A 21,698-nucleotide genomic window follows, 5' to 3' on the forward strand; every position below is an offset into this window, starting at 1 on the left:
AGAAATAACACATGGACCTTACAATCAAGTTTTAATGTTATTTCTGTACATTTTTGGTAGAATTTATAATAATGACTAATTCAGGAGGCAATTATGGCAGTAAAACATTTTTACGAAACTTTTCACCCAGAACATTATGATTTGTTCATAGATGTTAACCGTGAAAAAAAGACGATTACTGGTACCTCAACCATTACTGGTGAGGCACTTGAAGACACAATTTTAGTCAACCAAAAGTACATGAAAATTGCGGCAGTTAAAGAAGATGGCAGGGACGTGCCGTTTACTGTTGATGATGATAGAGAAGCAATTAAGATTGACTTGGGCAAGACTGGAACGGTTACCGTTGCTATTACTTATAGTGCGCCGCTAACTGATACTATGATGGGAATTTATCCATCATATTACATGCTTGATGGTGTCAAAAAGCAGATTATTGGTACCCAGTTTGAAACGACTTCCGCAAGACAAGCTTTTCCGTGTGTTGACGAACCGGAAGCCAAGGCAACATTCAGCTTAGCAATTAAGTATGATGAGCATGAAGGTGAGACAACGATTGCCAATATGCCAGAAGTCAAAGTTGAAAATGGCGTGCACTACTTTGAAAAGTCAGTTAGAATGTCCAGCTATTTGGTTGCCTTTGCCTTTGGTGAATTGCAGTCCAAATTAACGGAAACCAAAGATGGCGTTAAGGTCGGTGTTTTCGCAACCAAGGCGCATAAGGCTAAGGAATTAGACTTTGCCTTGGATATTGCTAAACGAGCAATTGAATTTTATGAAGAATTTTACCAGACTAAGTACCCATTGCCGCACTCATGGCAATTGGCATTGCCAGACTTCTCTGCTGGTGCAATGGAAAACTGGGGCTTAGTTACTTACCGTGAAGCCGCAATTTTACTTGATCCTGACAACGCGACAGTTGAACAAAAGGGTTACGTTGCTAGTGTCATTACGCATGAGTTAGCTCACCAATGGTTCGGTGACCTTGTAACCATGAAGTGGTGGGATGACTTATGGTTGAACGAAAGTTTTGCTAACATGATGATGTATCTGTCAGTTGATGCAATGGAGCCTAGCTGGGATGTTTGGAACAATATGTACCAAACTGGTGAAGTTCCGTCAGCTTTAAACCGTGATGCAACCGATGGCGTGCAGTCAGTTCACGTTGAGGTAGAACATCCAGCAGATATTGACTCACTCTTTGATAGTGCAATTGTCTATGCCAAGGGTTCAAGAATGCTGGTAATGGTGCGTCAATTGTTAGGCGACGATGCTTTACGTAAGGGACTCAAGTACTACTTTGACCACCATCAATTTGGCAATGCCACGGGGGACGACTTGTGGAACGCCTTATCAACGGTAACTGACTTAGATATCGGTAAGATTATGCACACTTGGCTCGACCAACCTGGCTATCCTGTTGTCAGTGCGCGGGTTGAGAATGGTCATTTATTATTAAGCCAAAAGCAATTCTTTGTTGGTGAAGGTAAGGATGTTGGCCGCACTTGGGCAATTCCGTTGAATGCTAACTTTACCGCACCGCAAATTATGACAGAGCAAGAATTAGACTTAGGTGACTACCAGACGTTGCGCGCTGAAGCCGGTCATGCTTTACGCATCAATGTTGGTAATAATTCTCACTTTATCGTTAATTATGATGAAACCTTAATGACTGACATTATGAATGAATTGGATACCCTCAAGCCAGTTGATGAATTGCAATTATTGCAAGACTTAGGGTTATTAGCAGAAGGCAACCAAATTTCTTACGCTGAAATTGTGCCATTATTGCCAAAATTTGCGGCTTCAAGATCAAATATTGTAATTAATTCCTTATTTAGTTCAGCTCGGCAATTACGTAAGTTTGTTAAGCCAAATTCAGTTGAAGAAAAGAACTTGAAGGCCTTCTTTAACCAATTGTCAGCTAAGCAAGTTGAACGCTTGGGCTGGGAAGTTAAGGCAGATGATAATAGTGCTGATTTGCAAATGCGGCCAATTGAATTATCTGCTGCCTTGTACGCTGATAATCAGGCCGTGATTGATGAAGGACACAAGATTTTCGCTGCGCATCAAGATGATTTGGCTGCAATCGAGGCATCTGTAAGACCATACGTTTTAATTAACGAGGTTAAGAATTACAATGAAGCGGGCTTAGTTGACCGTTTGATTAAGGAATACCAAACAGCAGTTGATCCTTATTACAAGGAAGATTTGCTTGCCGCAATTACCAGTACTAAGAATGATGCTGAGATCAAGCAAATTGTAGCTGACTTTGAAGATGCCGATGTTATCAAGCCGCAGGATTTGCGGACCTGGTACTACAATATCTTGGCTAATCCTCAAGGTGAACAAGCTGCTTGGGACTGGCTGCGTGATGAGTGGTCATGGCTGGAGAAGACGGTCGGTGGTGACATGGCATTTACCAGCTACATCACTGTTACTTCTAGAGTGTTCCACACACCAGAACGGTTAGCTGAATTTAAGGCTTTCTTTGAGCCTAAGGTTGACCAACCTGGCTTGGGTCGTGAAATTATCATGGACACCAAGGCGATTGCAACCAAGGCAGAGTTAGTTGAGAAAGAACAAGCTGCTGTTAATCAAGCAATTAAAGATTAAATTCAATTAAAGTTAAAAGAGCATTACTGTTCTCTAGGTAATGCTCTTTTATTTTGTTAATTGTGAGTATAAGATTTAATTTTTATTAACATTAGCTGTATAATTGTAAGGTACTGTCTAATTAAAGGAGCTTAATTTTAATAATGAAGGAAAAAAATAACGATACGGCGTTCTTTGGCCAACCTAAAGGGTTATCAACGCTTTTTTTCACTGAAATGTGGGAAAGATTTAGTTATTATGGGATGCGAGCAATTTTATTGTTCTACATGTATTACGCGGTAAGCAAGGGTGGTTTGGGCATGAACCAAACTACGGCTGCTTCGGTAATGTCAATTTATGGCTCGCTAGTCTATCTATCAAATATTGTCGGTGGCTGGTTGTCCGACCGGGTCTGGGGCCCGCGCAAAACCGTCTTTATCGGTGGCGTTTTAATTATGTTCGGTCACATCGTCTTATCTTTGCCGATGGGACTAGTTGCACTTTATGCTTCGATTGCCTTGATTGTTGCAGGTACGGGATTGTTGAAGCCTAATGTCTCTGACATGGTTGGTGGCCTTTATTCCGAAACTGACCGGCGTCGTGATGCTGGCTTTAGCATGTTTGTTTTTGGAATTAACCTAGGTTCCGCAATTTCACCAATTTTAGTACCTTGGGCTGCTAATGGCTTTGGTATTCACATGTTTGGCAATGAAATGAACTTCCACGCCGGCTTTTCACTGGCTGCAATTGGGATGTTCTTTGGCTTAATGCAATATTATTTTGGCGGGAAAAAATATCTCTCAAATGAGAGCTTGCTGCCAACTGATCCGATCGATCACGATAGCTTAATTAAGATTTTGAAAAAGTCAGCAGTTGCCGTGATTGCCGTTATCGTATTGTTAGCCATTATGGCAGCTTGCGGTCAATTAAATATTGCCAATGTTATCTTATTGATTACGATTGTGGCAATTTTACTGCCGATTTACTTATTTGTCGTTATGCTGCGGAGTAAAAAGGTAACCAAGATTGAACATTCACGTGTTCTCGCATATATTCCACTCTTTATCGCTGCTGCCGTATTCTGGGGAATTGAAGAGTCTGGTTCAGTTGTCCTAGCTCTATTTGCGCAAGAACGGACGGTTCTTCATATTGGTAGTTGGCATTTTGCTGCCGCTAACTTCCAGACGCTTAATCCGTTATTTATCATGATTTTGACGCCATTCTTTGTTTGGTTGTGGAGTAAGTGGAAGAAGCAGCCAAGTGCTGCCGGTAAGTTCTCATGGGGCTTAATTTTCGCTGGGTTATCCTATGTAGTGATGGCAGTTCCAGGTCTACTTTACGGTACTGCTGGCCGCGTTAGTCCATTTTGGCTTGTCGGTTCATGGTTTATTGTTGAAATTGGGGAAATGCTGATTTCACCAATTGGCTTATCAGTTACAACCAAATTGGCACCAGCTGCTTATAGCTCACAGATGATGAGTATGTGGTTCTTAGCTGATGCAGCAGGACAAGCAGTCAATTCACAAATTGTTAAATACTTCTCTACTGGTACTGAAATTCAATATTTCTTGATTATTGGTGGCGTAAGTATTCTGCTAGGCTTGTTGATGTTCTTCTTAGTTAAGAAAATTGACAGCTTAATGGCTGGAGTTCACTAATTAATAACAAAAAATATCCGTTAGTTATTAGGACTAACGGATATTTTTTGCTTATTTAGTTATAAACGATGACGGCTTCGTGCTTAACAACATTGTGCCAAACCTGTTTGATTTCACTTGGCTTAATATTAACGCAGCCGTGTGAACCACCACGTAAGTATGCCTTCTTGCTCCAATCGGTGCGCCAACTGGCATCGTGCAGACCGCAACCGCTCAATGTGAATGGCATCCAATATTGAACTTTAGAAGCATATTTAGAACCATCGTCATTGCGGCCGCGCAGTGTTGCCGGTGACTGCTTGTCTTGGATATACCAGACGCCTTGCGGTGTTCGGTTGCCCTTGCCGCCGTCCTTAGTTCCTGTAACAACGTCAGTCAGGTGAACTGCCAGCTTACCTTTTCGAACAATCCAAACCTCCTGCTTTTTAAGAGAAACGACAACGTAATTATCGCCAATACCGTGGTTGTTCTTGCCGTAGCCTAGGCCATAAGTGCTGTAACCAAGTCCATAAATATAATCTTGACCGTCAATTGTCTTGGTCTGGTTCAGATAGGCTTGTTCAACCGCTGTTTGGGCCTTTTTGACATAAACGCCCCAGCCGTAACTTTGGTTTTTGACCGTGATTTTGTTGCTGCTCAGTTTAGTTTTACTTGGTACGGCAAAGGTGTAGCTCTTATGCAAAGTTGAGACATCCTTATCAATTTGGTTGAGCTTAGCGGTTAAGTTCTCAACATTATTGAAGGAATATTTGCCATTTTTAAAAGTCAGCTGGTTAATCATTTTCTTTGCGGGCAAGTTATAATTTTTGCCAGCGACTTGATAATTAATCTTCGCTTTACTAATAGTTTCGAGCTTTTTGGCGGCCGCCTTTAACTGCTTAAAGTCATAAGTATGACTTTGCTTGTCGGGCATTCTTGTGTGCTGCTCTTTGAAGTAAGTCGCTACTGTGTCCGCGTCAATTGTACTAGTGTCAGGATCGCGTTCAATGGTGACTTTGCCGTTTTCAAGTAAAGCCATGTTATTGGCGCGAGCATTAATCTTACTGGTTGCCTTATTGACCGTTAGATTGCCAACTTTTACACCATAAATGGTGACGTTAGGATTGAAGTGGTCAACGGCAAACTCGCGTGCCCGCTTTTCGGAGGCAACATGGTTATTGTATAAGACTACACCAAAAATAACGGCCAAAATCAAAATAACGCCAGCAATAACTAAGTAGAGGTTATTGCGGTGATTGTACCTTTTTAAGTCTTTTCGTGATTGCATAAATTTACCTACTAAAAATCAAACAAAATAAAACACCTGTAAGATGATCGCTGCTACAGTTTATCATCTATTACAAGCATAGTAAAACTTATCAACAAAGCGGGTTATCTGTGATAATAACTGGATATGTATTTAATTAATTATAGAATATTTTTTGTTACTTGGGAAAGATTAACTTATAATACGTAACATTAAGGTGGCAAAATTATTGTTAGGGGGAGTAAGAAAATGGAAAATGAACCGTTAGTTTTTGAGTTAGGAATTGCCAAGGGTAAGCCGCACTCATACCGTAAGACACCGCGTAAGCCGGTCTGTCCCTTTTGTGAAGTTGACCAATTAACGGATATTTATGAAAAACGCGGCGAGATGATCTGGCTGCATAACAAATTCCCGACTTTGCGCGATACTGTCCAGACAGTGTTGATTGAATCTAACAATCATGCTGGTGATATTGCTAATTACACTCCCACTTATAATCGGAAACTCATGCGTTTTGCTCTGGCGTGCTTTAAAAAGATGAATGATAGCGGCAAGTACAGGTCTGTTCTGTGGTACAAAAATTACGGGCCGCGTTCTGGCGGCTCGCTTGAACATCCGCACATGCAGCTGGTTGGTTTAAAGCAGCTTGATGGCTACAAATATCTTCAGCAAAATAATTTTGTCGGGATTTCCGTGTTTGATAATCAGGACGTTGAGGTCAATATTGCCACGCATCCGGTTCAAGGCTATGACGAGCTAAACATTAATCTGTTAAAAGATTCAGGTCAGGATTTATGGTCTGACTGGATTCAGAGCGGTGTTAAATACATGCTCAATATCATGTTTAACGGTCGCTGCACATCGTATAATCTATTCTTTTATCCGCGTGAAGATGGCGGTATTTGTGCTAAATTAATTGCTCGTTTTGAGGCGCCGGCATATTTTGTTGGTTATAAATTATCGCAGGTTGATGATGAAAAGACGCTGCAAGTTGAGGCAGAGCAATTTCGCCATTTTTTTGATAATGGTTCACAGCTTGAATAAGGTCGTTGCCAGACACGGTTTAGCAAATTTTTGGTAAGATTAATGGTTAAGACAGCCAGTACAAATTTTATCAGTAATATATTGTAAGTATTTATCAAGGAGAAGCACATGCACAGAAAAGAAACGCGTAACTTAGCAATTACCGCAGTATTTGTTGCAATTTTTTTATTACAGACTTTCGTTCCTAATATTGGTTATATTCGAATCTTGCCGACATTGCCGGCAATTACGACCGTACCGCTGACAGTAGCCGTGTATTCATTATTAATGGGACCTAAGGCAGGAACGCTTTTTGGCCTTTTCTGGGGCTTGTTGCGGCTCTTTCAGGCATATACACAGCCGGGAGACATTGTCAGTTTGATGCTGTTTCAAAATGTCTTTATTTCTCTTGTACCCAGCATTTTGGCGGGGCTATTCCCAGGGCTAATTGGCCGCATGTTTGAACATAAGTCGGGTAAGGTGAAGGAATTGGGCTACATCTTGGCTGGGGCAGTTACATCCTTGACCAACACCGCGATGGTAATCTTACTGACAAGTGTTATCTTTATGGGAAATGGTAAATTGGCAGCAAGCATGGGGCATTTTGCACCGGGAACGCCGCTAATTGTGATTTTGATTTTGGCATTAGGGATGAACGGCTTAATTGAAGCAATCTTCACGGCAGTTATCACGCCAATTGTTGTTACCCCAATGAAAACAGTGATGAAAAAATTACGGTAGAGTAAACGGCCGTTAATAAACTCAAGAGCAGGTTACCTGCTCTTTTTTTATGGCTGAAATTATATTAAAATAAATATGTTCGAAAATTCAATTAATTAGTGGGAGAAAATTAAATGAAAAAGTGTCCAAGTTGTGGTGCATTAATGAACGTTGACGTAAATTTTTGCACTAATTGTGGTGCGGATATTCGACAAGTTGCGCAACAGCAGGTTAACCGTGCGGATATTCAAGCAGAAATTAATCGTGGTCAGGGTACAGCTGATGAAACATCACGGCAAAATTCCGACGACCAATTACAAAAATACTGGCATTGGCTCGTTAAGTCGTGGCGGCATCCGTTTAGTGAGCAGGAAAGTGTTAACTGGTATGGCGCAATTACGTTACTGATTGAGGACGTAATCTTTGCCTTAGGGCTATATATTGGCATGAGCGGGATTTCCAGCCAATATATCAATGGTCAACAATTGCCTGTCTTTACCGGGATTTCTTTTGGTACGGCACTTGAAGTTCTGTTTTTTGTCATGCTCTTAGAAGCAGCGATTGCTGGGGCCAATTATCTGGCGTATCTGTTTATTTATGGTCAAAGACGCAGTTTTATTTCGTTTTTTAATTATGCCATTCAGGCATCTAACCTCAATGTTATTTTGATCGTAGCTGCCTTTATTTTTATGATGCTGGGTATCGGCGGCAAAGTTTTTGCCGTATTGTTGTGCCTAATTTGCTTTGGCATTTTTGGCGATGCTTTCCAAGTAGTCTTATTGGGCGACACCAACCCAGTGCGTGACAAAATGTATGGCTTCCTAATTTCCTTATTTGCCAATTTTATTGTCGGATTAATTTGGCTGGCGGTTGTTTATAATACCGTTATTTTGCAGTTTATTTCGTACTTTACCAGGCTATAAGTTAAGGGAGGTTAATTATGGGAGAGAAAAAATTTTGTCCGCAATGCGGTAACCAAGTAGAGGCAAGCGTTAAATTTTGTCCACATTGTGGTGCAGATCTAACAGACGTGGCGACTGTTCAGCCGCAAGCAAAAGCTAATTCGGCTAAAATGACTGGTCAGCACACGCCACCTAAGTCGCGCCAGCAGGTTAATCAAGTTGCGGCACCGAAAAAACAGCCGCTCAAGAAGAAAACCAAGGTTACTTTGTGGCTAGTGGCAATTGTCGTGGTTTTATTTGGCGGCTTTTATGCTTGGGGCAGTAATCATTACAGCCGCAACAACCAGATTGACCAGATTATTGTTAGTTTGAAGAACCCGCAAATGGGTTTGGCACAATATGTGACAACTGATGACCATACTATCAAGGTAACTAACGATGCTTTGAAGCCGCTGCAGAAGTATTATCAATCGCACCAAACAACGGCTAACAATTTGAGTATGAATTTAAAAGCCGGCGGCAGTACCAGTCAGATCAGCCTAGTACAGTCGGGCCGCTATCTGCTGCTTTTCCCGAAGTATACATTGCACATCAATACGTATACCCCGCAAGTGAAGACCAATCATCGTGACACCCGCGTGTTAGTCAACGGCAAGTCAGGTGGTCAAGTTAAGGGCGACGCGGACAGCTATTACAAGAAATTACCGCCGCTGTTTCCTGGTAAGTATCACCTTGAAGTTGACTCTGTTGTGTCAGGGCGTGAGCTCAAGGCTGACTCGACAGTCAATGTTTGGTCGAACAAAACGATTAACATGAATATTAAGACAGCGACATTTTCAATTGCTAGTGTTCCCGGCGGGACGATTTATATCAATGACAAAAAAGTTGGCGTTCTGAGCGGCAATGGCAGTAAAGTTTTCAAGAATTATCCAATTACCGATAATATGGAAGTCTATGTCACGACGACTTTTGGCAGTCAAACGATTAAGTCGCAGTTGATTACTGACTTGCCAGAGGCAATTGATAACGGCGACAGCGATAGCAACATTAGTGATGATGTTGATTTTGATGATGACGATCATGTGGTCTTGAAGCCGCAATGGAAGGGGCTAATTGATAAGAGTGACGCGGAGGATTTGTTAAAGGGCGACTTTAATGATCCTGAAAGTGAAGACTTTATTGGCGGCAGTGACAACAGCAGCTATCAAGAATTGCGCAAGATGCTCAAGGGCTTTGACCGCAATGACTCCACGATTTCCTATGATATGGATTGTGACATCGTTTCAATTAATCCGGCTCCGAATGATTCCAGCAGTGTTATTTACAAAATCACCTATACCTTTGAAAAGGATAACGGCGACGAGCATACCCAAGTGATGCTCTATAAGGGTGCGATTTTGCAAGAAGACAGCGATAAGCAAAAGATTAAGTCAATCGGCAGCGGGGCAGTTATCAGTGATAAGACTGATAAGTCCGGCGAAGATGACGATGATGATTAACTAAATAATGACTAAAAGATAAATCTTTCTAAAGAAATTGAAGGATTTGTCTTTTTTTATGATTTTGTTTGACAATTTACCAGATTACATATTATTGTATTAGTTAGATAGTACAGATAAGTTTTTGAAGAGGATGAATTATGACTGAAATTTTACGGGTAGATCAAGCTACTAAAACTTACGGTAAACGTGGTGAAAAGCAATACCAAGCACTAAAAGGGGTCAACTTTGGTGTTGATGCTGGTGAATTTGTGGCCATCATGGGTGCGTCTGGTTCCGGTAAGACAACGCTGCTTAATATTTTGTCAACTTTGGATAAGCCGACAACTGGCCATGTGTTTATCAATCATGAAGATATTAGCACTTTGAATGCTAATCAGATGGCGGACTTTCGAAGCAAGCAGATTGGTTTTATTTTTCAAGATTTTAACTTATTAGAGAATCTGACTAATCGGGAGAATATCGCGCTGCCATTAACCCTTCAAGGCGTACCGGCACGTAAGATTGATCCGCTGGTTGACAGGATTACTGAGAGACTAGGTATTAAAGAGATTTTGGCTAAATATCCGGCAGAATTATCTGGTGGTCAAAAGCAGCGGGTTGCTTCAGCACGGGCTCTAGTTCATGAACCAGCAATTTTACTAGCTGATGAACCTACGGGGGCACTAGATTCAACCAGTGCGCGCGAATTGCTTGATACGATGGCAGACTTGAACCAAAAAGATGGAGTAACCACGTTGATGGTAACTCACGATCCGTTTTCTGCTAGTTTTGCTAATCGGATTTTATTTATTAAAGACGGTAAGATCGGCGAGCAACTCTTAAAGAAAGATCAATCAAGACAAGACTTTTATCACCTGTTAATCGAGCATTTGGGCACCGAAGAATAGGAAGTAAGTTATGATTTGGAAATTATCGCTTACGGGAATTAAAAGCCGGCTGAAAGACTATCTTGTCCTGTTTTCGGGTCTAGTTGTTGCCAGCATGATCTTTTATATGTTTCTAACTTTGGCAATTAATCCGGCCTTTTTAAAAAGTAACAGCGGAATATTGCAAGATAATCTGATTACTTTTATTTTTGGCTTCGGCATTGCCTTGTTAATGATTATTACTGTGGTGTATCTGGTCTATGCCAACTCGTTTTTACTTAGTATGCGTAAGCACGACTATGGTATGTTTTTAACGTTAGGAGCTAAAAGTTCACGTATCGGGTTGTTGATTTTTTGCGAAACACTCATCACGGGATTGCTTGCGGCTGCGTTAGGGATAATCCTTGGCTTTGGTTTAACAGCGTTAGTTGGTCACCTGTTAATCAGCAGGTTAGGCTTGGTAATTGCTTATTTTCAAGTGATTTTGCCCAGTGCGATTTTGGGGACACTTGCCTTCTTTATTGTCGTTTTCTTTTTGGGTGCGTTACGTAATGTTTATAAATTAACCCATACTAAAGTAATTGATTTATTGCATGAAGATCAGGAACCGGCAAAGTTTAAGCGGCGGCCAGTTTTACATTCGATTGAGGCAGTCTTGGGCTTAGTCTTATTAGCTGCTGGGTACTGGATTATGCAACAGCACGGGCTGGATCCGTTTAATGTCATTCCAATTGCCTTAGTAACGATTGTTGCTGGATCATATTTTGTTTTTAATTCTTTATTTACGGCAATTATTGGCTATTTGATTAATCAGCGCAAGTTTTCTTATCGCGGCATTCGCATGTTTACTTTAGGGCAGTTAAAGTTTCGCTTGCATGATTACACTAAAATTTTAACAGTGATTTCGTTATTGTTTGCTTTAGCTCTAGGCGCAATTACCGTCGGCCTTAACTTTAATTCTGAAAAGGAAATGACGAAGTCGAGCATCTATTATGATGCAACGATAATTAGCAAGTCTCCAGCCGTCCAAAAAGAATTAGCAAAGGTATCAATCAAGTCTAAGCAAACTTACCATTATAAAGAAACTAGACATGGTCTGTATTTTAACCAAGCAGAATTTAAGAACCAGCCAATAAAAACCGTTGAGACTAAAGGGCAAGGGGACAATCTCACTTGGTCTGAAAAGACACTGCCCACAAGTCAGCTTGACCGTGCAAGGACCGAGGCCAACAATGAATTTGGCAATCTGCTTCCTAACGGCATAGCGAAAAAGATTCGCTTGGTTTCTGCCGCTAGATTAGCCAAAGTTAAGGGCCAACAAAAGTTCATCTCGCTAATTAGGGTTAATGACTTTGACAAAGACTACTTAGCATTGCTTAAGATTGAACAGCTGCAGAATAAAGAAACACCAGCATTTCACACTGTCTATACTGGCAGTAAGCCATATTCCTATCAGGGAATATTGGGGATAGTCAGCGGGTTTGAATTCATGGGCTTCTTCTTAGGACTGGCGTTCTTAACAATGTTGGCATCAACTTTGATGTTTAAGGTTTTGAGCAGTGCAGCCAGTGATAAATTACGGTACCAAATGCTGTTTAAGATCGGTACTAGGCGGCAAGTCTTGAAGCGATCAGTCGCTGAAGAAATCGGCATGCTGTTTTTAATACCCGGTATTTTAGGAATTATCGACGTTTTGTTTGGCTTGCAGCTATTTAGAACAATTTTATTACGGCCGTACGCTGGAATTTGGCTGCCGTTTAGTATTTTTATTGTTTTGTATTTCTTCTATTATGTTTTGACAGTACATCTTTACGAAAAAATCGTTCTGGCAAAAAATTAGGGAGAGGATAAAGAAATTATGATTTGGAAATTATCGCTTACGGGGATTAAGAGCAGGTTAAAGGACTATCTAGTGCTGTTTTCTGGGTTAGTTGTTGCCAGCATGATCTTTTACATGTTCTTGACGATTGCAATTAATCCGTCATTTATGACCCATGATGTAAATGCTCCAGCTAATTATCTCAGCTTTATTTTTGGGGTTGGGATTGTCTTACTTGTGATTATTACGCTGGTCTACTTGATGTATGCCAATTCTTTTTTGCTGAATATGCGCCAGCATGACTACGGGATGTTCATGATGCTGGGGGCAAGAAGCTCACGGATTGGGATGCTAATTTTTTGTGAAACCTTAATTACTGGGATCATAGCGGCAATTGTTGGGATCATTATTGGCTTCGGGTTAACCGGACTAGTCGCCAACCTCATTATTGGTAACTTGGGCCTGCATATTACCCATTTTCAAGTAATTCTACCGAGTGCAATTTTATGGACGTTAGTCTTTTTTGTAATAATTTTTATCATTGGGGCAATTCATAATGCCCGAAAGCTCACGCGCAGTAAGGTAATTGACTTACTTCACGAAGATCAAAAGCCGGTAAAATTGGGTCAACATCCTACTTGGACTGCAATTCAGGCTATTCTAGGCGTTGTGCTGCTGGCAATTGGCTACTATGTACTCAATTTGTCGTCAGCAATGATCTTTGTAATTGTTCCGGTTGCTTTAGTGACCATCGTTCTTGGGTCATACTTTGTCTTTAACGCATTACTAATAGCAGTTATCAATTTCTTGTTAAAGAAAAAGAGCTTTTCCTACCGTGGCATCCGGTTGTTTACGTTGGGGCAATTGAAGTTTCGCTTGCATGACTATACCAAGATTTTAACGGTGATTTCATTGTTATTTGCCTTGGCATTAGGGGCAATCACAGTTGGACTGAATTTTAACACGATCAAGGATCAAGCCAAGACTAGTAGTTATTACGACGGCACCATTGTCAGCAATTCACCGCAAGTTAACCAGCTGAAGGCTAAGTTGACGATCAAGGATGAGCAGACATTTTACTATAAAGAAACGGCTAAGTATTTATACTTTAACCAAGCAGAATTTGTTCATCATCCGGTTAAGACCATGCGTTTTGAGCAGCAGAATGGTCAGGCAACTTATCACTTACAAACATTGCCGACTAATAAGCTCGATAAGCCAGGAACAACTGCCAATGAAGTTTTTGGCAGTATGGTACCGAATGGAACGCCGAAGGTGATTCAATTAGTTAATTCGCAGGAATGGCAAAAAATTGCTGGTAAAAGAGAGTTCGTCCAATTTATTAGGGTAAAGGATTTTGACAAAGATTACCCGACACTTTTGAAATTAGGTCAGCTGCAAGCTAAAGAAAAATCCAGCTACGGTGATGTTTTCCAGACCAGTAAGGCGTATGGTTACCAACTGATGCTGGGCATGGCGAGCGGTTTTGAGTTTATGGGCTTTTTCTTAGGGATTGCCTTCTTAACAATGCTTGCGTCAACGTTGATGTTTAAAGTATTGAGTGGGGCAGCAAGCGACAAGGTTCGTTATAAGATGCTCTTTAAGATTGGTGTTCGCAAACGCATCTTGCGTCGCTCAATCAGCCGTGAGATCGGAACTTTATTTTTGGTGCCGGGAGTTTTAGGTGTGATTGATGTTTTATTTGGCTTGAAGCTGTTTAAAGCACTATTGCCTAACCCATACGCTAATATCTGGGTGCCGTTTTTAATTTTTATTGTTTTGTACTTCTTGTATTACGGCTTAACCGTTAAGCTTTACGAACGAATTGTATTGACAAAAGAATTATAAATAAAAGGCTGCAAATAATTGCAGCCTTTTTAATTTGGTCTAATTTTGGTGACTTCACCACTAGTAATTGTGCGTAATTGACCGTGGCAGTCAAGAAGCAGGTTTGCCTTTCGGTCAAGTTTGACGGCAGTCCCCGTAATTGTCTTTTGTCCCAATTTAACAGTGACTTTTTGCCCAAGCATTGGCAGATGCTTTTGGTAGTCCGATAAGAATTCTCCTTGGGCAAAATTTGGCAGAAAAGACAAGATGTTTTTAATTAGTTCTGCTACAAAAATGCAAAATTGTTCGGTACTTGGTGGCTCAGCCAGCAAATTAGTGCTGGATGCCAGTTCTTGTTCTAAGTTAGGCTGATACAAGTTGCAGCCAATGCCGATGACGACTATTTGAGGAGCAATTTGTTCGGTTAAAATCCCAGCGATCTTTTTCCCATGCAAAAGCAAATCATTAACCCACTTAATGTCGGGAGTGATCTTGAATTGCTGGCGAATCGTTTGGTGCAGGCACCATGCGATTCCAGTAGTTAACAGACCTTGGTTATTTGCCGTTAATTGCGGCACCTTGGTAATAAGTGACAAATAAACGCCGCCGGTATTAGAAATAAAGTGGCGTTTTTGTTTGCCGTAACCAGCCGTTTGTTTGTCGCTGCCAATCAAAATGGGATTAACAAGATGCTTGTCTTGATAGACTTTTTTGGCAATGGTGCTGGTGGAACCAACTTGTTTGTACCAATGAATTGTTACTAATAAATCTGCTAATAAATGTTTGATTTTTGATTCTTTTGTTAAGTTGATTTGCTCGTTCATAGTATATCCATACATGCTTTTGATTTTAAAAAAGCTTTGATAATCAAAATAAGTTGTTAATTGCTAAGGATAATTTTACCAAAGCTATATTATTTTGGGATATAATTTGACAAATTTGTTAGTTTGCAATATCATACTGCCATAAAATACTTTGATGTTTAAAGTAATTTGGAGGGGATGTTAATTAGCTCAAACAAGCAAAATTAAGCTAACAAAACATGTAATTTATTATTTGAATAAAAGGGGCAGTGGAAGTGGAAGCTAATTTAAAAGAAATAAATAATTTACTGACGACAGTTTATACCGACATCATGCAGGTGGAGGAACGAGAACTGCATAAAAGTGAATTTAAGGATATTTCGATTAAAGAGGTTCACGCAATTGACGCGATGACGATGTATGACCACAAGACGAGCTCGCAGCTGGCAAAAGAGCTGATGATTACTGCGGGGTCGGTTACCACGATGGTCAACAACTTAGTGCGTAAGGGCTACGTTGTCAGAATTCACGGCAATGATGACCGCCGCGTTGTACGGCTTGGGTTAACTCACCGCGGGCGACTGGTTTATCGGGCACATGATTCGTTTCATCGCTACATGGTGAAGAAGTTTCTCCATGGTTTTGATGACAGTCAGATTGCGATTATTGAACGCGCGCTGTTGAACTTGCGCGCCTTCCTCGAATTTCCACCCCAAATAGACGGCAAAAAGGAGAAGTAATAAATGGGTCTAAAAATAACACAGACCGCGCATTATGTTCCTCCTAAAGTGGTAACTAATGATGATCTTACGGCCATGATGGACACTTCGGATGAATGGATTTCCTCAAGAACGGGAATTAAGCAGCGTCATCTTGCAAGACAAGAACAGACATCAGATTTGGCTATTAACGTAGCCAACCAATTGCTCAAACAAGCTGATTGTCCAGCTGACCAAGTAGATTTTATTATTGTGGCGACAATGTCGCCGGATTATTTAACACCGTCGACAGCCGCAATTGTTCAGGGTGCCATTGGTGCCAGCCATGCCTTGGCATTTGACTTAAACGCCGCTTGTTCAGGCTTTGTTTATGCCCTAGCCGTGGCTGATAAATTGCTAACAACTTATCGGCGCGGGATTGTCATTGGTGCCGAGGTCTTATCCAAATTAGTTGATTGGCAGGAGCGGTCAACGGCTGTCCTGTTTGGCGATGGTGCCGGCGGGGTCTTAGTTGAACAAAGCGCTGAGCAGTCATTGATTGCCGAAGACCTTACCACTTATGGCCAAGACGGTAGTACCTTAACTGCTGGTTACCAGCCGGTTAATTCTGCTTTTAGCAAGGATGAAGCTGCCTCTCACAAGCATTATTTTGAGATGGATGGGCGAGCTGTTTACCGGTTTGCGACCCATGAGGTGCCTAATTCAATTGAACGTGCTTTGGCTAAGACCGACTGGCAGCTGACTGATGTTGACTGGTTTGTTTTACACCAAGCTAACGGCCGCATCTTGACCTCGATTGCACATCATTTAGGTGTAAGTGAGCAGAAGTTTTTGAGTAATGTTGCCAAGTATGGCAACACCTCAGCTGCCAGCATTCCGTTATTGCTTGATGAAGCAGTTACGGCTGGTAAGATTCAGTCGGGACAGAAATTAATCTTAAGCGGCTTTGGCGGCGGTTTAACTACAGGTACCATTGCAATTATTTTTTAACGAATTAAAAGGAGTTTATTAACATGACAGATGAAGAAATTTTTAACAAAGTAAAAGAAATTATCGTTGACGAAACTGGTGAAGATGAAGAAGCTGTTACTCTAGAAGCTAACATCAAGGATGACTTAGATGCCGACAGTTTGGACATTTTTGAAGTAATCAATGAACTTGAAGATGAATTCGACATCAAGATTGAGAGCGAAGAAGGTATCGAGACCGTCCAAGACCTAGTTGACTTTGTTAAAAAGCAATTAGCTGCGAAAGAAGGTTAATTCATGGAATTGACGCCATTTATGAAAAGCCTGGGCCTCAAATATCCGATCTTTCAGGGTGGAATGGCTTGGGTTGCCGATGGAAAATTAGCTGCTGCTGTTTCTAATGCCGGCGGCTTAGGAATTATTGGTGCTGGTAATGCCCCAGGCAGCGTAGTTGAAGAAGAAATTAAAGTCGCTAAAAGCCTGACTGATCGGCCGTTTGGTGTCAATGTGATGTTACTATCACCTTACGCCGAAGACGTGGTGAAAGTGATTTTGGCTCATCAAGATAGCATTGCCGTTGTTACAACTGGTGCCGGTAATCCTGGTAAGTATGTTGCCGACTTTAAGAAGGCTGGAATTAAAGTGATTCCAGTTGTTGGTTCTGTTGCCTTAGCTCGCATGATGGAACGTGTTGGTGCTGATGCCGTAGTTGCCGAAGGAATGGAATCCGGCGGTCATATTGGTAAGTTAACTACGATGGCCTTAGTACCGCAGGTTGTCGATGCCGTGAACATTCCAGTTATTGCGGCCGGTGGGATTGGCGATGGCCGCGGTATGGCTGCTGCCTTTATGCTTGGTGCTGAAGGTGTACAGATGGGTACGCGGTTCTTAGTCGCTACTGAGTCTAAAGTTCACCCTAATTACAAGAAGGCCGTTTTAAAGGCAAAAGATGCCAGCACGATGGTTACCGGCGATTTTGCAGGGCACCCGTCACGTGTCTTAAAGAACAAGATGTCTAAGAAGTACATTAAGCTCGAAAAAGCTGAGGCACTCAAGGATAATCCGGACTTTGCGCAATTAGAAGAATTGGGCAGTGGTAGTTTACGCCGAGCTGTAATTGATGGCGATACTGATACAGGTTCGTTTATGGCCGGTGAAATTGCTGGAATGGTTGAAAAAGAAGAATCAGCAGCCGACATCCTGAATGATGTTTACACGCAAGCTGATAAGTTATTGAGTGGCAAGAACTAACGATGATTGGCTTATTATTTAGCGGTCAAGGTGCCCAAAAAACGGGCTTGACGCAGGATCTTTATGAAACAGTTCCAACATATCGGAAGGTCATTGACCAAGCTGCGACGATTTTGGACTTTGACTTACCGAGTTTATTATTTGATGAAAACCAAGCTTCTAAACTTGCGTCAACGCGTTATTGTCAGCCGGCAATTTTAGCCATCAGTTATGGACTATACCAACTGATTGAAGCTAATTTGCCGGAAGCAAAATTCGGTATTGGTTTAAGTTTAGGTGAATACAGTGCTTTAGCAGCCAGTGGCCATGTCGATTTTGCGACTGCTCTGCGGCTGATTAAACGTCGCGGCGAATTAATGCAGCAGGCTAGCGATAATGTACCAAGCAAGATGGCAGCTGTGATGAAGGCAGATCTGGCTGATGTTCAAACTGCCTGTAAAGAAGCAACGAGTTTGGGAGCTGTTGGTGTTGCCAACGTTAATACTCCCCAGCAGATCGTTATTGGTGGTGCAACTGCTGCTGTTGACCAAGTTACTAGTGAACTAACAGCTGCTGGCAAACGGGTTGTTCCGCTAAAGGTCAGCGGTGCTTTCCATACGCCAGTAATGGCACCAATTCAAGCTGATTTAAACGCTGAATTGCGCGCGGTTGATTGGCAAGCAGGGAATTTTCCTGTTTACAGTACAACTACACAGAAAGAATTTTCACCAGAAAATCTGACTGCTAATTTAACGCAGCAGCTTGTCTCAACTACCTACTTTGCTAAGACATTGTCTGAACACAAAGCTGATCTAACTGCGGTTATTGAAGTTGGCCCGGGTAGAACTTTGATTTCATTTGCGCGTAAACTTGACCGCAAATTGCCAACTTATCGCTTGGACAGCAGTATAGAACTGCAAAAGACCATTGCGGCATTGGAGGCACATTAATGGATTTAAAAGATAAAGTAGTCCTAGTTACTGGTAGTTCACGTGGCATTGGCTTAGCGATTGCCAAGGCTTTTGCTCAACGTGGTGCCAAAATTGTTTTAAACGCCCGTAAGCCAATTGCACCAGAGGTACTAGCTGAATTTGAGCAATTTGCGACACCTGTAATTGATATTAGTGCGGATGTTACAAATCCCGAGTCAGTTAAGGACATGATTGTGCAGATTATTGCGCAATTTGGCCAACTTGATGTGGTGGTTAATAATGCCGGCATTAACAAAGATGGCCTTCTTAACCGCATGTCTGAAGATGATTTTAATGCGGTTTTGCAGACTAACCTAGTAGGGACATTCAACGTAATTAGACAGGCTTTGCGGCCAATGTATAAGCGGCGTTCGGGCTGCTTTATTAATTTGGCTAGTGTTGTTGGTTTAACCGGTAATATTGGTCAGGCTAACTACGCTGCCAGCAAGGCCGGCATAATTGGCTTGACCAAGTCTGTTGCTAAAGAAGCTGCTCTGCGTAACTTGCGCTGCAATGCGATTGCGCCGGGGATGATCGATACGCAAATGACGGAAGCTTTAAGTGAAAAGCGGCAAGAGGAGATTGCTCAGCAAATTCCACTCAAGCGGTTTGGTAAAATTGAAGAAGTTGCCGAGACAGCAGTCTTTTTAGCACAAAATGATTACATTACGGGGCAAGTTATCACCGTTGATGGCGGCCTGACAATGCAGTAAGGAGAAGGGTTAATGACAAGAGTTGTAATTACGGGGATGGGCGCATTGACGCCCATTGGTAATGATGTAGCCAGCTTTGAGGCCAGCATTAATGCGCAAAAAGTCGGTTTTAGACCAATTACATATTTTGATGCTTCTGAAACTGGTGTTACATTGGCTGGTCAACTGAATAACTTTGATCCGCTGGTTCATTTGAAGAAAAAAGACACCAAAAGAATGGATCTTTTTACCCAATATGCGGTTTATGCGACCGATGAAGCAATGGAACAGTCTGGTATTAATGCCGAAAATACGGACAGCAACCGCTTTGGCGTTATTTGGGGGTCTGGAATTGGCGGCTTGACCACGATTGAGCAGCAGACCATCAAGATGCATGACAAGGGAATTGATCGCTTATCGCCAATGTTTATTCCAGTTTCGATTGCTAATATGGCTGCCGGCAACTTGTCAATTCGCTATGGTGCTCAAGCAATTAGTACCACGATTGTAACAGCCTGTGCTTCCGGAACTAATGCGATTGGCGAGGCTTACCGGCAGATTAAGGAAGGCCGCTGCGACGCGATGATTACTGGTGGTTCAGAAGCCGCAATCAACGCTGACGGTATTGGCGGTTTTGCAGCTCTATCAACCTTGTCCAAAGAAACAGATCCAGCCAAGGCAAGTTTGCCGTTTGATGCAAACCGTTCTGGCTTTGTCATGGGTGAAGGTGCTGGCTCGCTGGTTCTTGAATCTCTTGAACATGCACAAGAACGTGGTGCAACTATTTTGGGTGAAATTGTTGGTTATGGTACATCTTCTGATGCTTACCACATTACCTCGCCAGACCCAGCAGGCACGCAAGCAGCACGGGCAATGCAATTGGCAATTGCGGAAGCTGGCATTACGCCTGATGAAGTTGGTTATGTTAATGCTCACGGTACAGCTACTCAAGGTAATGATTCGGCTGAGTCCAAGGCAATTAATCAAGTCTTTGGTTCCGCTAGCTCGGTGTTAGTTTCAAGTACCAAGAGTATGACTGGGCACCTTTTGGGTGCTGCTGGTGCAATTGAAGCAATTGCTAGTGTAGAGGCAATGAATTCGGGTCAGTTGCCAGTTAACGTTGGGCTGACTGAACAAGCACAAGAATGTCCAGTGAATTTGGTTACAACAGAGAACCGCAACTGCCAAGTTGATTACACAATCAGTAATTCGTTTGGCTTTGGCGGCCACAATGCGGTTTTAGCATTAAAAAGGTGGGCTAATTAGATGACTTTTGAGGAAATTCAAAAATTAATAAAACAGGTTAATCAAAGTAACATCACCAAGTTAAACTTGGACTTTGACGGTGGGCACATTGATATTGATAAAAAGCAGGAAGTAGTTGCTTCGGCCCCTAGTGCTAGTCTAGCGCCAGTTGAAAAACAAGCAGCTCCCGCTGCCCCCGCAAAGTTGCCCCAAGTTAAATCCCCGCTTGTTGGCATTGTTTATTTGCAAGCTAATCCAGATGAGGCACCATATAAACAGGTGGGTGACCATGTGGAAAAGGGCGATGTAGTCTGCGTGATCGAAGCAATGAAGATGATGACTGAAGTCAAGAGTGACGTTAGCGGCACAATTAGTGAAATTTTGGTTGATAACGAAGACGTTGTTGAATACGATCAACCGTTATTTACGGTAACGCCAGAATAGAGAGTGATGAACATGGCAGAACAGGCAAACCCGCAAACACTTGATATTATACAAATTGAAGAGATTATTCCGCACCGCTATCCGATGCTTTTAGTTGACCGAGTACTTGATTATCAAGCCGGCAAGTATGCAATTGCACGCAAGAATTTAACAATGAATGAAGCCTTTTTCCAAGGACATTTTCCAGGTAATCCGGTAATGCCAGGGGTTTTAATTGTTGAAGCACTGGCACAGACTGGTGCGATTGCCCTATTGACCCTTCCAGAATTTAAGGGCAAAACCGCTTATTTTGGCGGGATTAAGAAGGCTCGTTTTCGCAAGATGGTCACTCCCGGTGATAGTTTGCGCTTGGAAGTACAATTGGATAAATTGCGCGGCAATGCTGGAATTGGCAAGGCTAAGGCGACAGTTGACGGCGAAGTTGCCTGCACGTGTGAATTAACGTTTGCGATTCAGTAGGGTGTGAAA

At 42.0% G+C, this 21,698-nt stretch carries 20 protein-coding genes; 18 read left to right on the forward strand and 2 right to left on the reverse strand.

All coding sequences use genetic code 11. The annotated features are described in order from the left end of the window. Positions 1-93 precede the first annotated feature (93 nt). Both OZX58_RS00625 and OZX58_RS00630 read left to right on the forward strand, forming a co-directional pair. The gene (locus OZX58_RS00625; RefSeq protein WP_277141059.1) at positions 94-2,616 is read left to right on the forward strand and encodes a M1 family metallopeptidase; all 2,523 of its coding nucleotides are present in this window, start codon (positions 94-96) and stop codon (positions 2,614-2,616) included. Positions 2,617-2,759: 143 nt separating this feature from the next. Then, positions 2,760-4,253, forward strand: coding sequence for a peptide MFS transporter (locus OZX58_RS00630; RefSeq protein WP_277141060.1), 1,494 nt, complete (start codon positions 2,760-2,762; stop codon positions 4,251-4,253). A 55-nt stretch (positions 4,254-4,308) separates the two neighbouring features. On the opposite strand, the gene OZX58_RS00635 is transcribed toward OZX58_RS00630, so the two are convergent. After that, on the reverse strand, positions 4,309-5,520 hold the full coding sequence (locus OZX58_RS00635; protein ID WP_277141061.1) for a L,D-transpeptidase family protein: 1,212 nt from the start codon (positions 5,518-5,520) through the stop codon (positions 4,309-4,311). Between the two features lie 228 nt (positions 5,521-5,748). Here OZX58_RS00635 and OZX58_RS00640 point away from each other — a divergent pair, with 228 nt between their 5' ends. The 7 genes from OZX58_RS00640 (at position 5,749) to OZX58_RS00670 (ending at position 14,179) form a co-directional block, all read left to right on the forward strand. Beyond that, positions 5,749-6,543, forward strand: coding sequence for a DUF4931 domain-containing protein (locus OZX58_RS00640; protein WP_277141062.1), 795 nt, complete (start codon positions 5,749-5,751; stop codon positions 6,541-6,543). Between the two features lie 108 nt (positions 6,544-6,651). Then, positions 6,652-7,263, forward strand: a complete 612-nt coding sequence (locus OZX58_RS00645) for an ECF transporter S component (protein WP_277141063.1) — start codon at positions 6,652-6,654, stop codon at positions 7,261-7,263. Positions 7,264-7,376: 113 nt separating this feature from the next. Then, the gene (locus OZX58_RS00650; protein WP_277141064.1) at positions 7,377-8,165 is read left to right on the forward strand and encodes a zinc ribbon domain-containing protein; all 789 of its coding nucleotides are present in this window, start codon (positions 7,377-7,379) and stop codon (positions 8,163-8,165) included. A gap of 17 nt (positions 8,166-8,182) precedes the next feature. Beyond that, entirely contained in the window at positions 8,183-9,643 is a 1,461-nt protein-coding gene (locus OZX58_RS00655) for a zinc-ribbon domain-containing protein (RefSeq protein WP_277141065.1), read from the forward strand. Between the two features lie 140 nt (positions 9,644-9,783). Then, complete coding sequence (locus OZX58_RS00660; RefSeq protein WP_277130897.1) at positions 9,784-10,533, forward strand: ABC transporter ATP-binding protein; 750 nt, start codon at positions 9,784-9,786, stop codon at positions 10,531-10,533. A gap of 10 nt (positions 10,534-10,543) precedes the next feature. Further along, positions 10,544-12,352 carry an ABC transporter permease gene (locus OZX58_RS00665; protein WP_277141066.1) on the forward strand — a complete coding sequence of 603 codons (1,809 nt, stop codon included), beginning with the start codon at positions 10,544-10,546 and terminating at the stop codon, positions 12,350-12,352. A gap of 18 nt (positions 12,353-12,370) precedes the next feature. Then, on the forward strand, positions 12,371-14,179 hold the full coding sequence (locus tag OZX58_RS00670; protein ID WP_277141067.1) for an FtsX-like permease family protein: 1,809 nt from the start codon (positions 12,371-12,373) through the stop codon (positions 14,177-14,179). Positions 14,180-14,208: 29 nt separating this feature from the next. On the opposite strand, the gene OZX58_RS00675 is transcribed toward OZX58_RS00670, so the two are convergent. Then, positions 14,209-14,982, reverse strand: coding sequence for a biotin--[acetyl-CoA-carboxylase] ligase (locus OZX58_RS00675; RefSeq protein ID WP_277141068.1), 774 nt, complete (start codon positions 14,980-14,982; stop codon positions 14,209-14,211). A 254-nt stretch (positions 14,983-15,236) separates the two neighbouring features. Here OZX58_RS00675 and OZX58_RS00680 point away from each other — a divergent pair, with 254 nt between their 5' ends. The 9 genes from OZX58_RS00680 to fabZ are packed head-to-tail and all read left to right on the forward strand — an operon-like array spanning position 15,237 to position 21,689. Continuing rightward, positions 15,237-15,701 carry a MarR family transcriptional regulator gene (locus OZX58_RS00680; protein ID WP_277130887.1) on the forward strand — a complete coding sequence of 155 codons (465 nt, stop codon included), beginning with the start codon at positions 15,237-15,239 and terminating at the stop codon, positions 15,699-15,701. A gap of 3 nt (positions 15,702-15,704) precedes the next feature. Further along, the gene (locus tag OZX58_RS00685; protein ID WP_277141069.1) at positions 15,705-16,670 is read left to right on the forward strand and encodes a beta-ketoacyl-ACP synthase III; all 966 of its coding nucleotides are present in this window, start codon (positions 15,705-15,707) and stop codon (positions 16,668-16,670) included. 23 nt (positions 16,671-16,693) lie between these two features. Then, on the forward strand, positions 16,694-16,942 hold the full coding sequence (locus tag OZX58_RS00690; protein ID WP_277130883.1) for an acyl carrier protein: 249 nt from the start codon (positions 16,694-16,696) through the stop codon (positions 16,940-16,942). 3 nt (positions 16,943-16,945) lie between these two features. Then, the gene (fabK, locus tag OZX58_RS00695; protein ID WP_277141070.1) at positions 16,946-17,899 is read left to right on the forward strand and encodes an enoyl-[acyl-carrier-protein] reductase FabK; all 954 of its coding nucleotides are present in this window, start codon (positions 16,946-16,948) and stop codon (positions 17,897-17,899) included. 2 nt (positions 17,900-17,901) lie between these two features. After that, a complete protein-coding gene (locus OZX58_RS00700; RefSeq protein WP_277141071.1) occupies positions 17,902-18,828 on the forward strand; it encodes an ACP S-malonyltransferase in 927 nt (308 codons plus the stop codon). Further along, positions 18,828-19,562 (forward strand): 3-oxoacyl-[acyl-carrier-protein] reductase, encoded by a 735-nt coding sequence (fabG, locus tag OZX58_RS00705; protein ID WP_277141072.1) that lies wholly within the window; start codon positions 18,828-18,830, stop codon positions 19,560-19,562. The genes OZX58_RS00700 and fabG overlap by 1 nt, the downstream gene beginning before the upstream one ends. Before the next feature lie 12 nt (positions 19,563-19,574). Continuing rightward, on the forward strand, positions 19,575-20,807 hold the full coding sequence (gene fabF / locus OZX58_RS00710; RefSeq protein WP_277141073.1) for a beta-ketoacyl-ACP synthase II: 1,233 nt from the start codon (positions 19,575-19,577) through the stop codon (positions 20,805-20,807). Then, positions 20,808-21,230, forward strand: coding sequence for a biotin/lipoyl-containing protein (locus tag OZX58_RS00715; RefSeq protein WP_277141074.1), 423 nt, complete (start codon positions 20,808-20,810; stop codon positions 21,228-21,230). Positions 21,231-21,242: 12 nt separating this feature from the next. Beyond that, a complete protein-coding gene (gene fabZ, locus OZX58_RS00720) occupies positions 21,243-21,689 on the forward strand; it encodes a 3-hydroxyacyl-ACP dehydratase FabZ (RefSeq protein ID WP_277141076.1) in 447 nt (148 codons plus the stop codon). Positions 21,690-21,698 lie beyond the last annotated feature (9 nt).

Source organism: Lactobacillus sp. ESL0680 (assembly GCF_029392855.1).
In the GTDB taxonomy this organism is placed as follows: domain Bacteria; phylum Bacillota; class Bacilli; order Lactobacillales; family Lactobacillaceae; genus Lactobacillus.